Origin of the sequence: Frankia sp. AiPa1, from assembly GCF_023243075.1 — a bacterium.
Classification (GTDB): Bacteria; Actinomycetota; Actinomycetes; order Frankiales; family Frankiaceae; genus Frankia.
On the sequence record NZ_JALKFZ020000140.1, the window covers coordinates 90,839 to 111,632 of the forward strand.

Sequence of the window (20,794 nt, forward strand, 5' to 3'; positions counted from 1 at the left end):
ATGGCTCCGCGAGTGGAGGCTCCGTCAGTGGTGGCTCCGTCCTTGGAGGCATTGTCCCCGCGGTGGACGCTCTCCCACCGCAGTCAGGGTGACCCTGTCAGTACCACTCTCCGCAGGGATGGCATCCGCAGGGATGTGGCTGGCGCGGCCTGACGGGATGAATGTTTTCCGCGTGACCGCATCCTCCTTCTCCTCCGCTACCCGGATGACCCCACGGCAACGGCTCGCGCTCGTCCTGCTGTTGGGCAGCCAGTTCATGCTGGCGATCGACTTTTCGATCCTGAATGTGGCCCTGCCCTCGATCGGGCGGGGCGTCGGGATCGGCGACCGGGATCTGCAGTGGATCGCGACCGCGTTCGCGCTGCCATCCGCCGGTTTCACCCTGCTGTTCGCCCGGGTCGCCGACCTCGCCGGTCGACGACGGCTGTTCCTGGGCGGACTCGTCCTGCTGGTCGTCGCGTCCCTGGTCGGCGGGATCGCGCAGTCTCCCGCGGAGCTGCTCGTCGCCCGGGTCGGGCAGGGCCTGGCCGCGGCGATCGCCGTCCCGGCGGCGCTGTCGCTGCTGGTGACCATCTTTCCGGAAGGGCCGGTGCGCCAGCGTGCGCTCAGCCTCAACGGTGCGCTGCTCCCGGCCGGGTTCACCGTCGGCGCGCTGGTCGGCGGCCTGCTCACCGGCTACCTGAGCTGGCGCTGGGCATTCCTGGTGAACGTTCCCGTGGCGGTCGCGATCATCGTGCTGGCGCCACGGGCCATTCCGGCCGGCCGCGGGACGCCGGGGCAGCGCCTGGACGTACCGGGTGCGCTGAGTGTCACCGCGGGTCTCGTCGCGTTCGTCTTCGGTGTCTCCCGCGGCGGCGAGGACGGCTGGACGGACCCGCTGGTGTGGATCGCGATCGGTCTCGGCCTGGTCCTGCTCGCGGCGTTCTGGCGGATCGAGCGGACCAGCCCACATCCGCTGGCGTCCCTGGACGTCATGCGGCTGCGCCACGTCGGATGGGGAAACGCGGGCGGTTTCGGCGTCTTCGCGCTGGGCAGCTCGATCGTGTTCATTCTGACGCTCTACCTGCAGCAGGTCCTCGGCTACTCGGCGGTCACCACGGGCCTGATCTTCGGGGTCCCCGGGGCCGCTGCCTTCACCGCCGGAATGCTGTCCCCGCGGATCCTCGCGGTTGTTCCCTCCCGGCCGATGCTGGTGCTTGGTCTGATCCTGCAGGGGTTGTGCGCGCTGGCGCTGGTGTTCATCGGGCTCGGCCGTGGTTCGCTGACGCTGGTCCTGCTGGCCTCGGTCGTCGGCTTCTTCGGGCACGCCTGCGGCATCGTCGCCTACCTGGTCACCGCCACCTCCGGCCTCCCGGATGCGCAGCAGGGCCTGGCCACAGGTCTGACCACGATGACGCAGCAGGTCGCGCTGACCCTCGGTATCCCCGTGATGTCAGCGATCGCGAACGCGCGCACCGTCGCGCTGCAACACGCCGGCGGCCACTCGTCGGCCGAGGCCACGCTCGGTGGTCTGCACCTGGCCCTCGGCGTGAACGCCGCGGTCACCGCCGTCGTCGCCCTTCTGGTCGTCGCTTTTCTCGTCCGTCCGGGACGGCGGCGCCCGACCGGTCTGGCCGACCGCCGGACGACGGCCGAGGCGGGCACTGACGCACGGACCGACCGAACGCCGGGACGGGCAGCCGAGGGGACGACCGGCGCACCAGGCAGGCACCCGGCCGATGTGCCGGTGCCCGGATGATCTCGGCCGGGTCTGGCTGGGTCTGGACTCGGCCGTCCCGGGCGCTGCTCCCATCCGATACTTCCCATCTCGGTTGGGAGCTCGTGGCGCGGGAAGGCGCAGCCGGGGGTATCGGCGGAGAGCCGATCTACCAGGTTATAGGCAGGCGCTCGGGGTAGCGCCAGATCGAACCGGTGTGCCAGGGGATCTCGGCGGCGGGAACGGCCAGGCGCAGCGCGGGCAGGCGGTGCAGCAGACTGGCGACGGCGAGGCGCAGCATCGCTCGGGCCAGGTTCGCGCCCAGGCAGAAGTGGGTGCCGTGCCCGAAGGTCAGGTTCGTGGTGGGGGGACGGTCGAGGTCGAGCTCACCGGGCCGGTCGAACACTTCCGGATCGCGGTTCGCGGCCAGGTAGGAGACGTGCACGGCCTCGCCCGCGCGGATCGTCACCCCGCCGAGCTCCACGTCGGCCCGCGCGATCCGGGCGATGCCGACGCCCCGGCGGAAGGGGATCTGACGCAGCAGTTCCTCGAGCGCCCGGTCGAGCAGCTCGGGCCGGGCCCGCACCCGGGCAAGCGCGTCCGGACGGGTGAGCAGGGTGTAGAGGATGTTGCTGAGCTGGTAGGTGCTGGTGTCGTGGCCGCTCACGGTGAGCACCTGCGCCATCATGGCGAGCTCCGTGTCATCGAGGGCGTCCTCGCCGTCGCGGGCGGTGGCGAGCAGACTGATCAGGTCCTCGCCGGGGTCACGGCGGCGACGGGCAGCGAGCTCGTCGAAGTGGGCGCGCAGTGCTGCCTTGGCCGCGCGGCTCGTGTCCGCGCCGCTGCGGGTGGACATGATGTCGAGGACCCAGCGGCGGATGCGGGGCCGGTCATGCGGGGCGATCGCCATGAGTTCGCAGATCGTGTCCAGCGGCAGCCGGGCGGCGAACTGCCGGGTGAACTCGGCCGGCGGTCCCGCGGCGGCCAGCTCGTCGAGCAGCCCGTCCACGATGGACTGGATGGCCGGGGTCATCCGGGCGACCTGGCCCGCGGTGAGCGCCTGCGCGGCCAGGTGACGCAGGCGGGTGAGGTCCGGCGGGTCCAGAAGGTTGATCGCGTCGGGTTGCGCGATCGGTTCGGGCGTCATGCGTGGCAGGTCACGGCCCACCCCCGCGGCCCGGCTGAACCGCGGATCGCTCACCACCCGGCGGACGTCGTCGTATCGCGTGACCAGCCAGGCCCAGCCCACGCCATACTGCATCGTGATCCGCGTGATCGGACGTTCGTCGCGCAGCCGTTCCAGCAACGGATCGGGTTCGAGCGCGTCACCCTGGTCGAACGGGCAGTGCACCGCCGGGGGCGGCAGCGGGTCAGACGGCGTCGTGTCCGACGGCATCGCGTCGGGTGACGTCGCGCCGGAGGGTGCCTCGCGGTCCGGCCTCACACGGGTCTCGGAGTGCATGCGCGCGTCCCTTCTCGCGGAACTGCTCGGGGCGGCCGCGGCGGCTACCCGGGTCGGTGCGTTGGGAGTCCGGGATCCGGGCGCTGCCGTGGGGGGCTTCGAGCCGGGCGGGGCCGCGGGTCCAGCTGCCGATGCTGGTCTCGGCGGTGATGCCCGGGCCGAAGCCGGCGATCATGCCGCGGGCGCCTGGTTCGAGGACGTCGTCGTCGAACATGCGGCGCAACGCGTCGAACACGACGGCACTCGCGATGTTGCCGTAGTCGGTGAGGGTGGCCCGGCTGTAGCGGAAGGCCGAGGCGTCCACGCCGAGGATGTCGCGCAGGTCGTCGAGGATGCGCGGACCGCCGGCGTGGATGATGTAGAAGTCGAGGTCGGCGGCCTCCCAGCCGTGGCTTCGGGCCAGGGTGTGCAGCGCGGGGGCGAGCATCGACATGGTCCTCGGCACGCGCCGGTCGAGCTGGAAGTGGAAGCCGGTCGACCGCACCGCATAGGAGATCCACTCCTCGGTGCCCGGCACCAGGTACGAGCTGTTGCGTTCAAGGTCGATGCCGCACACGCCGCTGCCGTCACGCCCGCGCACCACCGCGGCGGCCACCGCGTCGCCGAACAGCCCGTTGGCCAGCAGGTTTCCCACCTCGACGTCGTCCGGCTGATAGCAGAGCGAGCAGAACTCGCACGCGACGAGCAGAACGTTCGCGTCCGGGTAGGCGGTGCAGAAGTCGGCCGCCCGGTTGATCGCGGCCCCGCCGGCCGCGCAGCCGAGCTGGGCGATCGGGATCTGCCGGGTGTCGGACCGGAACCCCAGATTATTGATCATCCAGGCGGTCATCGACGGCATGAGGAAGCCGGTGCAGGACACGAAGATGATCGCGTCGACCTTCGCGGCATCGATCCGCGCGGCGGCGAGCGCACCGCGCACCACCGCGGGGACCCGACGGCGTGCCTCCCGCGCGTAGACGTCGTTGCGGGCCTCGAACCCCGGGTGGCGCAGCGTCTGCGCGAGTGGCTGGACGAGATGACGCTCCCGCACCCCGGTGTGCGCGATCAGCTGCAGGACCAGATCGAGTCGGGGATGGTCGGCGTGCAGTCGGCGGGCCAGTTCCAGGGTCTGCGCCATGGAGATCACATGCTCCGGCACCGCGATGGACGGGCGGCAGAGGATCGGCATCCGAGCGCCTTTCTGACGAATGCGTCGACGGGCACGTTGGTCGTGACGCCTGCTCCCGTGCTCCGTGCCGGATACCTACCCTCCTGTTGCATCGAGTATCCGCAAGGTCGCTTTTTGTGTCGGCGCCATGTCGGGGGCCCGCGTTCGGGGGACGGAAACACGACAATCCGGACCCACTTCGTGTGGTGGACGGCAGGATCGATTGAATGTCCGGGTGGGAAGTGCCCCAGCATCGCGCCCGGCGGCGGGCGGCGCTGCGGTGAACGACGGGGTCACTGTGCGCGCGGGTGGGTAGCCAGATGGATGGAGCAGTATCGGCCCACGGCAACGGGTGAGCCGCAGGTGGATCGCTCGGCGGCGGGTGGATCGGGCAACGGGTGGATTGAACGGCGGACGCGGAGGGGCGCAGGATGGCAAGAGACCGAATGTTCAAGGTGCTGAACCGGGCTCATGGCGTCGTCGTCCGGTTGACGGGGGGCCGGCTGGGCTGGCGGGCCGCGGGCATGCCCGTGCTGGAAGTGATCACCATCGGTCGGCGCTCGGGACGTCCGCACACGCTGCGGTTGACCTCGCCGCTTCGGGAGGGGTCCACGATCGTCCTCGTGGCCTCCCGCGGCGGTGACGATCGTGATCCCGATTGGTTCCTCAACATCTGCGCCAACCCCCAGGTCCAGGTGCGGGCCAGGGGTGAGCAGTGGCGGTCGATGCGTGGCCGACCCGCCACCGCGGACGAACGTGGCCGGCTCTGGCCCGCCGTGGTCGCCAACCGCTGGTACCGCGGGTATGAGACGAAGACGCAACGGGTGATCCCGCTCATCCTGCTCGAGCCCGAACTGACCGGGTAGCGGGGCGGAGCGGGGGCGGAGCGGAGCGTGGCGGGGCAGCGGGGGCGCGGGAAGGGGAGGCAGGCACATGGGCGGTCGTGACCGCGATGTTCTGGGCTGGAGTCCCGCAGACGTACCCGACCTGGGCGGACGGCGTGTTGTGATCACCGGCGCCGACTCCGGCCTCGGTTTCGAGACCGCGCGAGTTCTCGCCGGGCACGGCGCCACCGTCGTTCTGGCCTGTCGTGATGTGCCCCTGGCTGAGGCGGCCGCCGCCCACATCCGCTCGGAGGTCGCCGCGGCCGGCGGCCCGTCCACCGCCGATGTGCGGGTGCAGCACCTGGACCTGGCCTCGCTCGGGTCGGTGTACGCGGCGGCCGGGCGGATCCGGGCGGAGCATCCCCGGATTGACCTGCTGATCAACAATGCCGGGGTGATGCGGCCGGATCCGGCCGCCACCCAGGACGGTTTTGACCCGACGCTGGGCATCAACTACCTCGGGCATTTCGCCCTGACCGGCCTGCTGCTCGACCGTCTGCTCGCCGCCACGGACTCGCGCGTCGTCATGGTGAGCAGCCTCGCGCATCACATCGGCCGGATCAGCCCCGTCGACCTGGCCCGTGTCCCCGCCTTCTCGGCCGGCCAGTCGGACCGTCCTCGCGTGATCTCGCCGGCCGCCAACGGCTCCGCGGGCGGGCGGCTGCCGTATCCGGCGTCGAAACTCGCGATGCTGATGTTCGCCTTCGAACTGCAGCGGCGTCTGGACGCGGCGGGCGCGTCGACCATCGCGGTGGCGGCGCATCCGGGAGTGGCCCGGACCGGCCTGGGGCGTGGCCTGCCCACGGTCATGCGGGCGTTCATGGCGGATCGGATGCAGCCGGTGATGGGCTGGCTCATCCACGGTGCGCAGGCCGGGGCGCTTGCCTCCATCCGGGCCGCGGTGGATCCGTCCGTGCGCGGTGGCGAGTTCTATGGGCCGAACGGACTGTTCGGCGCGACGGGGACGCCGGCGCCCGCGCGAGCAGGCCGGGCCGCCCTTCACCGCGACCGCCAGCGCCTCCTGTGGGCCGAGTCCGAGCGGATCACCGGCGTCACCTACCGGCTCGGCTGACGAGGCGCCCTCAGGGTCTTGCTGCGCACGCCTGTCGGCTCGCGGCTGGCATGCGTCTACCAGCTCGCCTGGTCGGGCGAGCCGGTTGCCAGGCGCGGCGTGAAGAAATAAAGTAACCCTAACTTAAGATGACGAACTGCGTCGGGGTGGCGGTGTCCTGACAACCGTCTGACCGGCGAGAACGAGCCGAGCCGCCACTGGTCGGCGAGGTCGCGGCCATCGACGTCACAGACCAGGCGGGACAGACCGATCAGGGACGCGGGGCCGGATGGGCGGCCCCGCGTCCCTGATCGAACGGACGGGCGTATCCCCGTCTCAGCCGGCGGCGGAAGGCGCCGCGGGCGCTGTTGCCGACGGACGGTCGGTGGCTGCCTCGGTCAACCCACGCCGCGTGGCACGGGCACGGACCGGGGCGACGGCAAGGCGTTCGGCAAGGGCGCCGAAACCGAACCCGATCGTCAGCCACATGATCAGCTGGCTGATGACGGAGTAGAACCGGAATCGGAACAGCACGTCGGCCGGGAAGCCCGGGTAGACGATCGCGCCCTTCGCGTCCCGCAGCGGTTGCGGGGTCTCGGTGGCGAACGTGCCGTACTCGGCCTTGTTCGACGCGAGATGCCCCAACGGCGGCAGCAGCGCCATGGCCACCCCGACCAGCACGAGAAACACCACCGCGGCGAGCAGGCTCGCGTTCCACGCCCCGACCCGGCCGGCCAGCCAGCGCCCAGCGAACACGGCGAGCGTCAGCGACACCACCGACACCGCGACCATCGTCACGTACAGGGCACTGCGGTCCCCGATCGTCTCCTCGTGGCCGATCGCCGGCGGGTTCGCCGGGTACTTGGCGAACGGCACCAGGTAAAGGCTCACGAACCCGGCCCCGGCCAGCAGCGCGGCGAGCACCCGCGGGCGGATCCGCGGGTACCGCCGGGAAAGGATCAGGTAGACGACGACGAACAGCCCGCCGATGGCCAGCCCGAAAGCCGCCATGCCCACCCCGACGCCGATGTTGCGCTGCACCGAGCGGCTGAACACCTCCGCCCCCTCATGCCCGTGCCCGAGACCGGCGGCATGACCGAGTGCGTCCTGAGCGGCGTCGCGCCCGCTCTCGTAGTCGATCGCGTCCTGGATGAACGGCTCGGCGAAGATGCGGGCGAACACGAACGCCAACAGCCCGCCGACCAGCCCCACACCAAGGCCGCGGTAAATGTGACGAAGTTCCATCGCGGCGGCCCCCGCTCAGTGGCAGGGGAAGCCGAGGAAGTGGCGCGCGTCATGCACGAACTCGTGGATGTGCGTGTCCGAGCCGAACAGCGACGTCGCGCCCTGGTCGACGCCGATGAAGTACAGCAGCGCCAGGGAGAGCAGCGCCGTCAGACCCAGCGCCAGGTGGCGGGCGGTCAGCGGGAGGGCGATCGCGCGCTGCCGTGACTCGGCGGCAGGTGTCGTCATGAAGGGAAAACCTCCTGGGGGATCGTGCGTCCCGAATGAACGGACTCACCTGCGCTTGGGTCTGGCTCCCGGCCCCCACCACGCCTGGCGGGCGGACCGGTCACAGTGGCGCGACCGCGCCGGATTTCCACCGGCTTCCTTACACAGGCGTTCGCAGTATGCGGTCCGCCCACATCGTTGTCAACGCGCCGAACGGTACGAACAGCCCGCTCCCTCCCGTTACACCCGTTCCCGCCTGTCCGTCCGCTCCGACTGTCGAGCCGGTGGCGCGCGTTCCGGCCTGTAACGCTTATTCCCCCACGTCACGCCTGTTTCGCCCGTAACACCCGTTTTCGCGCGTTCCGCCTGGCCCTGCCCGCCCTGCCGTCACCCGGCTCCCACCGCGAGAGTGCCCGGAGCCGGGACGCGTCACCTTCCGCGTTGGGTGGAAGAGCAAGATCCCGCTATCTAGGTCGCCGTGGGGGGCAAATCGGACACGAATCCCCCCATGGCGACCTCTTTGGATCTTGGCGCGGTCCGGGGCTGGGAATTCCGTCGCGGAACGTGACTCTGATCGTCTGGAGTGAAGGCAGGCGAGCTGGGCCGCCGTCGGCCATTCCGGCTCGTAGTCGCCCGGGAGCCATGCGTCGGGCTCCTGCGGACGGGCGGGACACGGGGACATGTCAGCCTGGGCGCGTCCGTCCGGCTCTCCGAGCCCAGCGTGCGGCGCAGGCTCGCCCGCCTGCGTGCCAGTGGCGCGGTGTACTTCGATCTGCAGATCGACCTCGACAGGCTCGGCTATCACAGGTCGCGCTGCTCTGGTTGACGGTGACGCCGGCCGCGCTGGACGCCACCGGAGCGGCCCTCGCCCGGCATCCCGAGGTCGCGTTCGTCGCGGCCACCACCGGCGGCAGCAACCTGGTCGCCGCGGTGATCTGCCGCGACACCGAGGATCTTTACGGGTATCTCACGCGACGGATCGCGTCCGTCCCGGGAATCACCGGGATCGAGACCGCCACCGTGATGCGCCAGTTCAAGCAGCGCCAATAGTCCACCGGTAGCCCGACCTCAGGGAGTTGGCACCCGGTGGGCGAGGCGGCGGCGGACCCTGCGCCGGATGTCCGTGGGCAGAACATCGGCGACGGCGCCAAGCTCGGGCAGGCGCTCTGGCTCGGTTGTCAGTGCACGGAACACGGATCCGATGGTGATGTCGTGATTCGGTCGGTGAACGATCGTGATCGCATCACCGGCGGTGACCTCACCCGGCGTCCGGACCCGCAGGTAAGCGCCGGGCTCGGCCCGCTGGGTGAAACGGGCGATGAGATCGGGGACATCCCAGAACCCGGCGAATACCCGGCAGGGCACCCGCGGCGCCGACACCTCGAACACGGCCGAGCCGATCGCCCACAGCTCGCCGATCCGGGCACCGGTGACGTCGAGTTCCGCCGTCGTGAGATTCTCGCCGAAATTACCCGGGATGATGCGCCGCCCAAGCGTCTCCATCCACCAGGCGTAATCCTCGTGCGCGAAGGCATAACCGGCCCGGTCGACACCGCCGTGGAACCGCCGGTCGACGACGGTGTCGCCACCGAGGCCCTCCGGCCCCGCCCGCACCGGGCCGCTGACCGGACGTTTGTCGATGCCGCTGCGGCCCATGGCGCCCGTCCACGCGCCGTCCCGGACGACGGCGAGGTTGACCGTCAGTAGACGTCCCACAGGTTCCACCGGCCAGCCCACCCGTCCCAGAACCCGGAGCGGATCACGGTCTCCCACCTCCGGCGAACGTACCACCGGCCGCCCGGAGTGGTGGTCGTCGCGGTCGTCGCGGCCGCCGCTGCCGCTGCCGGTTGCGCCCTGGCCCAGGCGGTCTCGCGCTGACGCCGAGCGACGGGCAGCCCTTCGTTGTGGGCACGGCGGGAGCGTGACGGGTGCGCGGCCGGGGGGGATCGTCCTGTGGACACCAAGTGGAGCGTTTACCGGGGGAAAGGACGGTCCGATGGGCGGACGTGCTGGTCAGGCGCCGGTGGGAAGCGGCTTAGGGTGGGAGCCTCGGGAGGGAGCCCGTGTGCCTGTCCACGTTCCGTGGGGTCGGGTGAGGTCGGTGTGAGGGGTGGCGTCGATAGTCCGCCGCGGGCCGTCGTGGGGCGGTGTGGATATGGGAATCGCGGCGGTTGGATCCCGCCGGCGGGGAGTATCCTGCTGGTGCGGAGTCGCTACGGGGGACGCGGCCTGCTGGGGAGTTGGCCATGCGGGGGATCGGCTCAGGAGTGCGCAGAGTGTCAGGTGCGGTCGGCCGCTTCGTGCGCGCGCCGTTCCATACCATGGGCCAGTTCATGCTGTGGCTGTCCACGGCGAACCTGAGGGTGCTCGAACGGTTTCCGTCCGACCGGCCGAAATACGTCGGTCTCGGCAGCGCGGTGTTCATCACCTCGTCGATGGCGGCGATCTCCAGCGGTTTTGCCCTGCGGATGGGCCTGAACCTGCCGATCCCGGCGTGCGCCGTTCTCGGGCTGCTCTGGGGCCTCGCCATCATGGGATTCGACCGGTGGCTACTGGCGACCGCGGGCCGTTCCAACATCTGGATGCTGTTGCCGCGTGCGGCGCTGGCTTTCCTCATCGGCCTCGTGGTCTCCACGCCGTTCGTGCTGCGCATCTTCCAGCCGGAGATCATGCAGCAGGTCGCGCTGATCCAGGCCTCGGCGGCCACCAGCCAGCAGGAGAGCTGGAACGACCCGAGGAATCCGATCGTCAGCCAGATCAACCGGCTCAGCGGCGACATCGGTAGGCAGACGGTGCTCGTCAACACCAAGGGTGGCGCGACCGTCGAGAACGACCCGGCGGTGAGCTCGCTGGTGGCGAAGCTGAGCCCGGACGTCGACCCGATGAAGACCTACAACCGGCTCCAGCAGCAGATCAACTGCGAGGAGTCCGGCAGCACCAACTGCGGTGACGGCGTGGGCTCGGGCCGGCCGGGAGACGGTTTCCGAACCCAGCAGCTCAAGCAGCAGCGGGACGACTACTTCCAGAACTTCGTTCAGCCGCTGCAGACCCAGCTGGCCGCGGCCCGGACAACCGCGGGGAACGCTCTTCCCGCCCGGCAGCAAAAGGCCGTGCAGGACGCCAAGGACCAGATCGCCGCTGACCAGAAGGAGCTTGCTCCGCTGCTCGTGAAGCGGGACCGACTGCGGCGCTCGTTCGACACGTCGAACACGGAGAACACCGGCCTGCTGATCCGTATGCAGGCCCTCGGCGACCTGACCAAGCACAACGCGACGATGCGCACCACGCACTACACGCTGCTGGCATTCATCACCGCGATCGACTGTCTGCCGATTCTGTTCAAACTGTTCATGCTGCTTGGGCGTAAGAACAAATACGAGGAGGGCCTGGAGGCGGAGGAACGCGAGCACCTGGCGATCTCCCGGCAGTTCAGCCGCCGGCTGCGGGCCGAGCAGACGATCTACCAGACGGACACGCTGCGCGAGGCGCAGGCCGCCCGGGACGAGCGCGACGAGGCCATCGAGGAGCTGGCCCGCCGCACCGTGCGGGATCAGGTCGAGATCGCCGAGCGCACCCTCGACCGCTGGAAGCGCGAGGAGTTCGACCGGGTCGACCAGGACCCGAACTACCGCACCACCCGGCAGGTCCCCGCCCCGAACGTCCTGCCCGCCTACCAGCGTTCGGCCAGCGTCGACGAGGTGCTCGGCGCCCCGCCGCAGCGCTCGTGGCCGCCGACTGGACGCAGTCGGGACGAGCTGCGCCGGGCCCGTCGGGGCCCGGAGCGTCCCACCAGCGGTCGCGATGTCGACGCCGGCCGGAGCACCAGCGGCCGGGGCGCCGACACGGCGAGCTGGGACCTGGTGAACGGCCGACGCACCGCCTCCGGACATGATGTCGTCCCGGACCGGGACCGGGACCGGGATGGCCGGGGCCGGTCGGGCGACGCAGGCCAGGGCACGACTGTCTCGGATCGTCGGGCGCAGGACGCGGAACCCTCGCGCCACCAGGATTCCCCAGGCCGGTACGAACGGTCGAGTGCCTCGAGTGTGCTGGGCTTCTCGGATCCAACCTGGCAGGACGCGGACGAGGCCACTGTGATCCCCTCCCGGTCGCCCTCCGACCCGCTGTTCGAACAGCCGGTCGGGCGCGGGCCAGCGGTGGGCGAGCCTACCGACGGGTCCCGGGCCTATGCGGGCGGTGTGGCGGCGAACGGTCACGCCGAGCCCGCCGCCGCGGTCAACGGCGCCACGGCGCACGGTGGCGACGCACACGGCGGCGGGACGCAGGACGGCCCCTCGTACGGCGGCTCCGCGTATGGCGGCCGCGCGAACAGCAGCCACGCGAGCGGCAGCGCGGTGTACGGCGCCGCCGAGGACGACACGGTGCACGGCGCCGCCAGGGACGGCGCGGTGGACGAGACCGTGCTCATACCGCCGCCCGGTGAGGAACCCGGCAGCGACCTGTGGTGACAGACAGGCTGGATCCGGGCTAATAGGTGCGGCGGGTGGTCGGCCCGTCGACGTAGGTCGTGAGCATGGCCGGCCAGGCCTGGAGCCACTTGTCGTCGACCCCGTGGCGGTAGCCGCCGGAGGCGCCCCGCTCGCTGACGAACACGTTCATGACGATCCGCAGTCTCGGCGGAATCCAGTGCACGGACTCGACCATCCAGGTCAGCAGCTCGAGGATGAGGTTCTTGGCCACCGGGTCGTACGGCCATCCGGTGCGCTCCAGCGAGGCCGCGAGGCCGTCCATCACCAGGCCGGCGAGACGGACCGCGCGGATGCCCCGGCCATATCTGTCCACCATGAGGTGGTAGGCGCCGAACATCGCCGAGCGATAGGCGCGCCGGTAGGAGGTGGTCATCCGGTCCCGCAGCGGCTCCACCGGCTCTGCGTCGAGCAGCAGGCAGGCGAAGTCGAGCCGGGCCTCCCCCTCCCCGTCGCCGCCGGAGGCCCGGTGCAGCTCCTCGGCCCAGCCGGCCTTCTCGGCCGGTGAGAGCGCGCGGGGGGTGACGGCCGCGGTGGTGAGCCAGGTCCACAGTGGCTCGGCCAGCGCCCGGCCCTGCCCGGTGAGCCGGGCGAGCCGGACCGCCGCCAGCGAGTAGCGGCTGTCCTGCCACAGATCCTGGCCCCTGGCGGCGAGCTCGTCGAAGTCCACCGCATCGTGCCGCCGGGCCAGCAGTCCGGTGAACGGACGTAGCGTCTCGCCCAGTGAGGGCGCGCTGGTCAGCCAGCCAAGCCAGCCTGCCGTGTGGGGGGCAGCCTCGATCGTGCCGGCCACGACCGGCCCGCGTCCGCCCGCTTCGAGGCGCAGGTCGTCCTCGACGGCGCGCCGGACAAGCTCCAGGGCGACGGCGGGCCCGCCGGGGTGCGCGGCCAGCTGTCCGAGCACCGCATCGTCGGCCAGGGCGCTCGACGGACCCGACAGCAGCCGGCGGCGGACCCGCTGGGCCCGGATCAGCGCCACGGTGTCCGAGACCAGCTCACGGGTGATCAGGCTCCGCTCGCCCGCGCCGCCCGCCGCCGCGCCGCCGACCGTCACCGCGCCGCCCGTCACAGCACGGGACGTGGACGTCACGGCCGGTGTGGCACGGGACAGCCGCACGGGTGCGGTACCGAAGGGCGCCGCGGCAAGGTCGGCAGAGCCGGCGGCTACCGACGCCGCGGCCGGGTTGGACGCCGGGCCACTGGGCGCCGCGACGAGCAGGCGAGTGGTGAAGAACCTCGGACCGGGCAGGTCAGCCAGACTCAGCAGCGCGTGCTCCGGGTCGCCGAGGTGATGTCCTGGCCGGTAGGGCGCCTCGGCGAGATGCCGGATGATCTCCGCCGCGGGTATTTTCCGGCGCTCCCGCAACTCGAGGAGCAGCGCGAAGTACTCGGCGGCACCGTGGGGCAGCGGCGGTAGCCGGAAGCCCCGGCGCGGGCCGCCGAGGTGCACCGCGGCATCGCCTGGCCGAGCCCGATTGGTGAAGGCGAGCCGGATCCGATGTGTGCTGCCGGAATCCGCCCAGGTGCTCGCGACCAGCCGGGAACGCTGGCCGTACGGCAGCAGCGCGGCCACCGTGTCGAGGAACCACAACCGGTGGCGAAGTCTCGTCTGCGGGTCCGACGACGCCGGCCCGAGCAGTGCCACCGGCTGGCACAGCAGCAAGGCGGCGACGGCGGCCGCCTGCCGGAAGACGCCCCCGTCGGCGTTGAGCTCAGCGGCGTCCAGGCGCCGGGCGATCGCCTCGGCGTCGAATCCGGGCGAGAACTCCAGGGACAGCGACCCGCCCGGCGGCCGTCGCGGAGCGGATGCCGCTGTCGGCGGGAGCGCGGGCGGAGATGCCCCACCCGGTCGGGGCTCTGCTGGACGCGCGCCGCCGTGATCGGCCTCCAGCAGCGGCACCGGCCCGCCACGCTGGATGCCACGCGGCTGCGGCGTGAGCGCGGCGGCCAACGTCGCGTCGTCGCGCACCGTCCGGTACAGGCTCTGATAGCTCACGGGGACGGCGGCGAGACGCGCGAACGGTGCGCAGAGGTAGGTGGTCGCGGAGACCGGCCGGCCGGCGGCGTCGCTGCGGTTCGTCCAGGTGCACAGCGCGATTCCCAGCACGCTGCCGCTCCCCGCCGCGGACGCGGTACTGGGAGGAAGGGGGGCGTAGCTGATCGTGACCCAGGGCAGGGCGGCCGGGTCGGACTGCTGGGACGGGGTGGGCGGAGTGCCCGGGACGAACCGGCGCAGGATCGCGTCATAGTCGTCGCGGCTGAAGTAGGCGCCACCCGCGCGCAGCACCCGGTAGTCATCGGCACTGCCCGCGGTCTTGCTGTAGATCGCCCAGTCGGCCTCGATCCGCGTCGTCACTCCTTACACTCCGCGGCCGTCGTCACGGCCACCGAAATCACCGCCGCCGCCACTGCCGTCGCCGCCACTACTATGACCGCCGCCGTAACCGTCGCCATCACCGTTGTCGAGGAACCAGCCAGGCCGATACCCGTCGGGCTGGCTGCCCTCGACTCGGAAACCGCCCGGCGACGCCTCGTCCGGCCAGATCTCGTCCGCGGAGGTCTGACCCGGCGGGGCTGCGTCCGGCCAGGTGCTGGTCCGCGCATCGGGCTGGGCATGGGTCCGCACGTCACCGATCTCGAACTTCTGCAGGCGGACCGGCTCGCTGCGGTAGCCGTCGGTCCCGTCGCCGTCGCGATCGTCGGAGTGGCGGTCGCCGACGTTGGGCGAGCTGGCATACGGCGGGCTGCTATGGGGACGGACGGGGTCGAGCCGGAAGCCGCCGTCCGAGGGGTCGGCCGGGAACGCGTCCGGATCCAGGCCCGGAGCGGGAGAGGGGAGGGGGAGTGGGCCGGTGGTGGTGACGTCGTCGTCGCGGTGCCAGAGCGGGGGCGGGCCGTAGTCGGCGGGGGCGAACGCCTCGTCCTCGCTGCGGCGGGGAGTCCGCGGCGAGCGGAGCGCCGTGCGGCGGCTGGCGGGCCCGGCCTGGTCCTCGTCCTGCGGTCCCGGCTGCGCCGACGGCCCGTCGGACGTGATGGCCTCGGCGGCTGGCGGCGGGTCGGACCGGATCGACTCGACCAGCCAGAGGACTGGCTCGAGCACACCGGTAGGACGGACGTCGCCCCGGATACGGGTGCGGCCATCGACCTTTTCGACGTTCTCGAAGTCCTGGACGCGGAACATCCCGGTACGTCCGACGTAGAACCCGATCGACGAGCTGGCGAAGTACCGCACCCGGCCCGGATGGAAGTGCCGTTCGATGCTGCCGCGTACCTTCGGGCCGCTGCCGGCGTGGCGGCCCATCGTCTCCCGCGAGCACAGGTACTGGAAGAAGTCGGCGGCGTCCTCGCTGGTGACGACCGGCATCATCGCGTCGTCGTCGCCGGCGGAGACGAACCCGCCGTCGTAGGCCCGGTGGAACACCCGCCGGTCGTCGAGCTTGCTGATGCAGACCGCGAGGTAATGCGGCAGCTTCCCGTCGGGCATCCGGCCGAGCTCGTCGGCACGTTGCAGCACCCGCTCGAGCATTGTCTCCAGGTACTGATAGGAATCCTGGTTGTCCAGCTCACGCACCGGGTCGAACAGGTAGACCAGGCCATCGGCCCGGGCAAGATGGTCGACGAGTTTCTCGACGGCGTCCCCGGCCTCCGACTCGTCCGCATAGAGGTCGGGATTGTCGCCCAGCACGGTCGGGTTGTACATCTGACCGCTGACGTCCATCAGGGTGAGCTCGAACTCGGTTCGGAGCGGGGGACGGCGCGTCAGCCGTCGCAGCAGGCCGGAGCGCCGTGGCCGCATCATGCGCAGCGAGAGATCGCGAGCCTCGTAGAGATTGGCGGCCGGGAACTCCCGGCGGGCGATGTCACTGCGCGCCTTGGCCAGGAAGTCCGAGGTCCTCGTGTTCCCGGCGAACAGGATCCAGTCCTGTTTCTCGTCCTCGCCGCTCTGCTGGGTCATGGCGGCGTGCAGGGCGGCGAGCATCGTGGTCTTCCCACTGGTCTGCGCGCCCCACAGCCCGATTCGGCTGGCCATCCGGCTGTCGCCGCCCCGCCGCCGGGCCGGCCGCATCGGCACGTCCGGCCCGGGAGCCCCGGCGGGCCCAGCAGGCTCGGTCATCAGCCCCCCGTCCCATACAGCGCTCTGTTCACCGCGGTGGCGAGGTCCGATGCTGGGGTTGGGGCCCCCGAAGCGGGTGTGCCGGGTGCGGTGTAGGCGACGATGACGAACGGGTCGTGCCCGTCGCTTTTCGGGGCCGTCCGTATGGACCAACTCCCGCCGCCGTCGGCCTGGACGTCGATGGCCTGGTTGATGCCGTTCCAGAACTGGGGCAGCGACCTGGACATGCCGGCGGTCTTCAGCACGCCCGCGAGATCACTCCCTTCCGTTCCGTTCTGGCCTGTTTTGCCCTGGTCGCTGTTCGCCGCGGGCCAGGGGGACGCGCCGTGCGGTGCCTGAGCCGCTGAGCTGTTCTGAGCACCGATGAGAAAGGGTATCGGCGCGGCCGCGGTGCCGGATTTGTTCTGGGTGAGGAGCGCGGCGAAGGTGGTGGCGAGCTGGATCGGGCTGATCCGCAGACACGCGGTTCCTCCGGTGCAGGCTGTGTCGGAGCTGCTCTGCTGTCCGGAGGCCTGTGCGGTGTAGGTGCCCAGGCCTTCGGCGCGCAGCGCGGCGCCGGCGGTCCTGGAAAGATCCCAGTTGTCGACCAGTGACCGGACGGCGGGATGCCCGGTGGTGGGCGTGCTGGCTTCGGGCTGGCCCTCGTCGTTGGTGGGCAGGATGAAACTGACCAGCTGTGGTAGGGGGCACTTGTCGCCGTCGGCGAGTTTCATGGTGCCGCTGCCGGGTTGATCGATGGTGACGCAGTCCTTGAACTGGTCTTTGATGATGTTGTCGACGGCGGTCAGGAGATCGTGGAGTCCGTGGTCGCCGGACAGAGGCTCGTGGATGGCCTGAGCGATCCGCTCCTGGTCCGCGGTGAGGTCCTTCGGCAGTTTGTCGCCGCTGTGGAGCAGTGTGTTGCGGCGCAGGTCGGCGAGCAGGGCAGAACCGAGGGCGGGGCTTCGGCCGAGGAGTTCCCGGACCAGGGACATGCCGACCGGCTGGGGGGTCCACCAGGTGGGCTGCGCGACTGGCGTCTCCGTGGCTGGCGTGGTGGGGCTGGTGGCGAGGGTGAGGAGCCGGCCGTCGCTGGCGTCGAGCGCGACGACCACCCCGTTCGTGCCTGCCGGGAGAGTTCGCAGGGCGTGGTCCGCGGCGTTCTGGGCGGCGGCGGCGAGGGTGTACACCAGGTGGGAGGGCGGGCAGCCTGGCCCCAGGCCGGCGCCAGGGACACTGCCTGAGGCTATCGCTGGGCAGCGTCGCGTCGCGGCGATCGTTCTGGCGTCCGTGGCAGACGTCAGTTTCTTGATTACTTCCTGGGTGGCGCCGTCGAGGCCGACGGTCGTACTGGTCAGGACCCGAGCGGGACGCACCTGGTTGGCCACCTCGACGGCATGCCTGTCGTCCTTGTCGAAAAGATTGCGGTCGTGGGCGGCGTGATCGGCGGACACCACAACGGCCGCCGCCATGGCTATGATGCACAGTCCCGCGATCAGCGGAGTCCGTGCTGGTCCCGCGAGGATGGCCCGCAGGTGTCCGCCGAAGGAATCGGCCGGCGCAGTGGTGGGCCGCCTAATGGCGGGCGCGCGGGTCTCGGCTACCCGGCTGGCCGCGCCGAGCAGCGCGCCGACGGTCCACAGCAGGGCGATGAGACCGACCCCGTCGGGGGCGATGCCCGGCAGTGCCACGTCGACGTCGTAGTCCGGCCAGACCAGCGGGAGCGTGGGAATCGCGAGCGTGACCAGGGTCGCGGCAGCCAGGCCCTGTGCCCAGGCGCCGAGTTCCCCACACCCGCAGCGGGCCGCGAGCCGCGTGAGGAAAAGGCCGGTCAGAACCACGGTGGCCAGGACCAGCAGGATACCGGCTGTGCCGAGTTCCTCGGCGACCACGTTCAGCGCGTAATGGCCCGGCGCCCTGCCGGATGCGTAGGACTCGACCAGACCCTGTCCTGGTCCGCTGCCGGCGGCTCCGGCGCGCGCCAGCGCATGGGCGGCGTATCCGGAAGGCTGTCCCTCGGGCCGATAGGGATTGTGGACGATGTTCCCGTTGACCCACGCGTACACCGCATACACCGCGAGGACCGCGACCAGGCCGAGCGCCGGGATCCAGCGTCTGCCGGTGCTCGAGGCGATGAGCCAGGCCATGCCGACCGCGGCGGCCAGGGCCTGCGCCGGTTGGCCAGGCCCGAGGGCGGCGACCAGCGCGATGCTGATGACGATGGAGCACGTCGTCAGGTACGCGGCGACGTCGGTCGGGCTGTGGTGGGCGTACCACCGCCTCCACAGCGTGATGAGCAGGGCGACGGCGGCGACAGCCAGTGCCGGGAGCAGCGCGGCGGGCTGGATCCGTTCTGTGCCCAGCACGAACGTGGAGCCGCCGAAGTGGTTGATCGTGCAGACGAGGGCGACCGCCGGGAGGGCTCCGACGAGCATGATCCCGAGCGGATCAAGGGTCTCCCGCCGACGCGCGGTGGCCCCGATGAGCCGCCCGCGCGGCATGGTCCGCACCAGCACGGCGAGGGCGAGCAGCCCCGCACTGCCAAGACCGAGTGACACGGCGAGCCCGACAAGCGGGAACCGGGTGCTTCCCGGCAGGCCCGACATACGCAGCCGCACCAGCACGCCGAAGGCGACGAGTAGGTAGACGGCGCCGACCAGCGGCACCGCCAGCCGGGCCAGCGGGCCGAACGACCGAGGTCGCCGGGCTGACGGACGGTCCGCGACGACGACGACGCCCTGCAGCGTGATCCATCCGGCGAGCCCAATGATCAGTGCCACGGGAAGCGGGCTGGGAACGCTCAGGTCGGGCCGGTGGTGGCGTAGCCCGACGACGAGAATCCAGGCGGTCAGCGTCGGCAGGTACGCCAGCAGACCGGTGCGTGCCCAGGTCCAAGGGTCTCGCAGGGTGGACCAGACATCGATGGGGACGTCGTCGGCCGCAAGGGGCCGCTCCGGTCGGGGTACCCAGCCGCCGCTGCCCACGTCAGGAGCGGATACGGCCCCGGGGGCGTTCGGGGGCTGTGGAGTCACGCGTGCCCACCGAGGCTGACAAGGAAGAGCAGGACGAAAACGCCGACCACGGCGCCGAGGACCCACATGTCGCGCCGCCAACGCGCGGCGAGCTCTTCCGGCGTGGCTTCGATGCCCTGGCCACGCCGCTGCGCGGCGACGGGCGTGGGTATCCGGGTCGGGCCGGTCTCGGCCGCCCCACCCGGGACCCGTGTCGGGAGACCACGGGCGGGAGTGCCGGGGGATTCTCCGGCGCCCGGATTTCCCCCGGGCAGCGGTGCGAGCTGAGGCTGGCCGGCTGGCCAGCGATCGGTCGTCTCCTGTGGGGGCCGGACGGGTGACTGCGCCATTCGGCGCGCGGCGGCCTCGAGCTTGACTCGCAGGTCCTCGTTTTGCTGTGCGAGCTGGGTCTGTGTATCCACGCGTTCCTTGAGCTGAGCCTCGAGCCGCCGCGCGCGCATGGCCTGATCATCGCGTTCATCGGTCAGCGTGTCGATCTGGTTTTCCAGCGTCTCGCGTTCGTCGAGTATTTCGTCGAGCTCTCGCTGTTTCAGGTCGAGGATGGTGCGGGCGTTTTCGCGTTCCTGGTTCAGAACCTTGTTGTGTTCTTCGCCGAGTCTGCGTGTGATGGTGGCTTCGTCGCTGGTGGGGGTGAAGCCCTGTGCCCAGGTGAGGAGGCTTTCGCGGCTGGTGATGCCGGCGTCTCTGAGGAGTTGTGACCAGGCGGCGGCGTCGTGCGAGTTGGTGTAGGCGCGCACGAGGTTGGCGGCGGTGATGAGGTGGGGTGCCTCTGCCGGGTAGGTGGCGAGGTTGACGTGGTTCTCGGAGTGGATGCGGCCTTCGGGGAGCATGAAGGTGATGTGGATGCCGCCGTTTTGTTCGGGGTCTCCGGTGGAGAAGGTCCAGTCGGGGCTGACCCATTCGCGGAGTATTTCGCGGGCGGCGATGAGCAGGTGGACGGGGTGGGAGCGGTGGGGGGTGACCGCGAGTGGTCGGTCGCGGGCCTCGATGAGGGCGACGATGAGGCGGGTGAGTTCTTCCTCGTGTTCGATTGCTCGGGCGCCGCCGAGTCGGTCGCGGTTGCGTTCGAGGTTGAGATGGCCTTCGGCCTCGTCGACGAGGTGCTGGCGGTCGAGGACGTGCAGTTCTGGGGGCGGTCCGCCGTTCCACCAGCCTGGCCAGCCAGCGAACAGGCCGAGGGCGAGGCCGGCGCCGACCTTGGGTTTGTGGCCGATGAGGACGTGGGCGGCGGAGGCGGGTCGCCCGGAACTCGCGTCGTAGAAGCGGCGGATCACCATCCCGCGGCCGTCCGGGGCGTCGGCGAAGCACAGGGTGGATTTCGACTCCGCGTCCTGATGCCGGTAGGGAGCATCGGCGAGCGACGTCAGCGCAGGGCTGGCCAGCGCGCTGTCGGTCTCCGGCAGAGTGCTGACGACCGCGCGGAAACCGTTGGTCCGCGTGTCGTACAGCATGATCGCCTGGTGGACCCACCGCGGGTCATTGCCGTCCAT

14 protein-coding genes and 1 riboswitch are annotated in these 20,794 nt (G+C 71.0%); of the genes, 5 read left to right on the forward strand and 9 right to left on the reverse strand.

The window, feature by feature from the left end; translation table 11 throughout:
• Positions 1 to 172 precede the first annotated feature (172 nt).
• Positions 173 to 1,738 (forward strand): MFS transporter, encoded by a 1,566-nt coding sequence (locus MXD95_RS14835; RefSeq protein WP_250641207.1) that lies wholly within the window; start codon positions 173 to 175, stop codon positions 1,736 to 1,738.
• A 127-nt stretch (positions 1,739 to 1,865) separates the two neighbouring features.
• On the opposite strand, the gene MXD95_RS14840 is transcribed toward MXD95_RS14835, so the two are convergent.
• Positions 1,866 to 3,158: a cytochrome P450 gene (locus tag MXD95_RS14840; RefSeq protein ID WP_250641208.1), complete on the reverse strand. Its 1,293-nt coding sequence runs from the start codon at positions 3,156 to 3,158 to the stop codon at positions 1,866 to 1,868.
• A complete protein-coding gene (locus tag MXD95_RS14845) occupies positions 3,067 to 4,326 on the reverse strand; it encodes a type III polyketide synthase (protein WP_285223640.1) in 1,260 nt (419 codons plus the stop codon). The genes MXD95_RS14840 and MXD95_RS14845 overlap by 92 nt, the downstream gene beginning before the upstream one ends.
• A gap of 410 nt (positions 4,327 to 4,736) precedes the next feature.
• Here MXD95_RS14845 and MXD95_RS14850 point away from each other — a divergent pair, with 410 nt between their 5' ends.
• Together MXD95_RS14850 and MXD95_RS14855 are read left to right on the forward strand one after the other, a co-directional pair.
• Positions 4,737 to 5,171: a nitroreductase/quinone reductase family protein gene (locus MXD95_RS14850; RefSeq protein ID WP_250641209.1), complete on the forward strand. Its 435-nt coding sequence runs from the start codon at positions 4,737 to 4,739 to the stop codon at positions 5,169 to 5,171.
• 67 nt (positions 5,172 to 5,238) lie between these two features.
• On the forward strand, positions 5,239 to 6,261 hold the full coding sequence (locus MXD95_RS14855) for an SDR family NAD(P)-dependent oxidoreductase (protein WP_250641210.1): 1,023 nt from the start codon (positions 5,239 to 5,241) through the stop codon (positions 6,259 to 6,261).
• A 315-nt stretch (positions 6,262 to 6,576) separates the two neighbouring features.
• Here MXD95_RS14855 and MXD95_RS14860 read toward each other — a convergent pair whose 3' ends face one another.
• Both MXD95_RS14860 and MXD95_RS14865 read right to left on the reverse strand, forming a co-directional pair.
• Positions 6,577 to 7,485 carry a CbtA family protein gene (locus tag MXD95_RS14860; RefSeq protein ID WP_250641211.1) on the reverse strand — a complete coding sequence of 303 codons (909 nt, stop codon included), beginning with the start codon at positions 7,483 to 7,485 and terminating at the stop codon, positions 6,577 to 6,579.
• 15 nt (positions 7,486 to 7,500) lie between these two features.
• A complete protein-coding gene (locus tag MXD95_RS14865; RefSeq protein WP_250641212.1) occupies positions 7,501 to 7,713 on the reverse strand; it encodes a CbtB domain-containing protein in 213 nt (70 codons plus the stop codon).
• A riboswitch (cobalamin riboswitch) is annotated at positions 7,701 to 7,898 on the reverse strand. (Overlaps the previous gene by 13 nt.)
• A gap of 616 nt (positions 7,899 to 8,514) precedes the next feature.
• Here MXD95_RS14865 and MXD95_RS14870 point away from each other — a divergent pair.
• The gene (locus MXD95_RS14870; protein WP_251078379.1) at positions 8,515 to 8,742 is read left to right on the forward strand and encodes an Lrp/AsnC ligand binding domain-containing protein; all 228 of its coding nucleotides are present in this window, start codon (positions 8,515 to 8,517) and stop codon (positions 8,740 to 8,742) included.
• A gap of 18 nt (positions 8,743 to 8,760) precedes the next feature.
• Here MXD95_RS14870 and MXD95_RS14875 read toward each other — a convergent pair whose 3' ends face one another.
• On the reverse strand, positions 8,761 to 9,408 hold the full coding sequence (locus MXD95_RS14875) for an MOSC domain-containing protein (protein WP_250641213.1): 648 nt from the start codon (positions 9,406 to 9,408) through the stop codon (positions 8,761 to 8,763).
• Between the two features lie 560 nt (positions 9,409 to 9,968).
• Here MXD95_RS14875 and MXD95_RS14880 point away from each other — a divergent pair.
• Positions 9,969 to 12,161, forward strand: a complete 2,193-nt coding sequence (locus MXD95_RS14880; RefSeq protein ID WP_250641214.1) for a DUF4407 domain-containing protein — start codon at positions 9,969 to 9,971, stop codon at positions 12,159 to 12,161.
• A gap of 19 nt (positions 12,162 to 12,180) precedes the next feature.
• Here MXD95_RS14880 and MXD95_RS14885 read toward each other — a convergent pair whose 3' ends face one another.
• The 4 genes from MXD95_RS14885 to MXD95_RS14900 are packed head-to-tail and all read right to left on the reverse strand — an operon-like array spanning position 12,181 to position 20,794.
• Positions 12,181 to 14,535 (reverse strand): hypothetical protein, encoded by a 2,355-nt coding sequence (locus MXD95_RS14885; RefSeq protein ID WP_250641215.1) that lies wholly within the window; start codon positions 14,533 to 14,535, stop codon positions 12,181 to 12,183.
• Between the two features lie 3 nt (positions 14,536 to 14,538).
• A complete protein-coding gene (locus MXD95_RS14890; protein ID WP_250641216.1) occupies positions 14,539 to 16,293 on the reverse strand; it encodes a chromosomal replication initiator protein DnaA in 1,755 nt (584 codons plus the stop codon).
• Positions 16,293 to 19,304 carry a hypothetical protein gene (locus tag MXD95_RS14895; RefSeq protein WP_250641217.1) on the reverse strand — a complete coding sequence of 1,004 codons (3,012 nt, stop codon included), beginning with the start codon at positions 19,302 to 19,304 and terminating at the stop codon, positions 16,293 to 16,295. Before MXD95_RS14895 ends, MXD95_RS14890 begins: the two co-directional genes overlap by 1 nt.
• Positions 19,301 to 20,794 carry a hypothetical protein gene (locus tag MXD95_RS14900; RefSeq protein ID WP_250641218.1) on the reverse strand — a complete coding sequence of 498 codons (1,494 nt, stop codon included), beginning with the start codon at positions 20,792 to 20,794 and terminating at the stop codon, positions 19,301 to 19,303. The genes MXD95_RS14895 and MXD95_RS14900 overlap by 4 nt, the downstream gene beginning before the upstream one ends.

Excerpts from the sequence above, each read along its gene's own strand:
- MXD95_RS14855 (WP_250641210.1), top strand. The coding sequence starts at position 5,239 with ATGGGCGGTCGTGACCGCGATGTTCTGGGCTGGAGTCCCGCAGACGTA.
- MXD95_RS14865 (WP_250641212.1), bottom strand. The coding sequence starts at position 7,713 with ATGACGACACCTGCCGCCGAGTCACGGCAGCGCGCGATCGCCCTCCCG.
- MXD95_RS14840 (WP_250641208.1), bottom strand. The coding sequence starts at position 3,158 with ATGCACTCCGAGACCCGTGTGAGGCCGGACCGCGAGGCACCCTCCGGC.
- MXD95_RS14845 (WP_285223640.1), bottom strand. The coding sequence starts at position 4,326 with ATGCCGATCCTCTGCCGCCCGTCCATCGCGGTGCCGGAGCATGTGATC.
- MXD95_RS14850 (WP_250641209.1), top strand. The coding sequence starts at position 4,737 with ATGGCAAGAGACCGAATGTTCAAGGTGCTGAACCGGGCTCATGGCGTC.
- MXD95_RS14890 (WP_250641216.1), bottom strand. The coding sequence starts at position 16,293 with ATGACCGAGCCTGCTGGGCCCGCCGGGGCTCCCGGGCCGGACGTGCCG.
- MXD95_RS14900 (WP_250641218.1), bottom strand. The coding sequence starts at position 20,794 with ATGGACGGCAATGACCCGCGGTGGGTCCACCAGGCGATCATGCTGTAC.
- MXD95_RS14860 (WP_250641211.1), bottom strand. The coding sequence starts at position 7,485 with ATGGAACTTCGTCACATTTACCGCGGCCTTGGTGTGGGGCTGGTCGGC.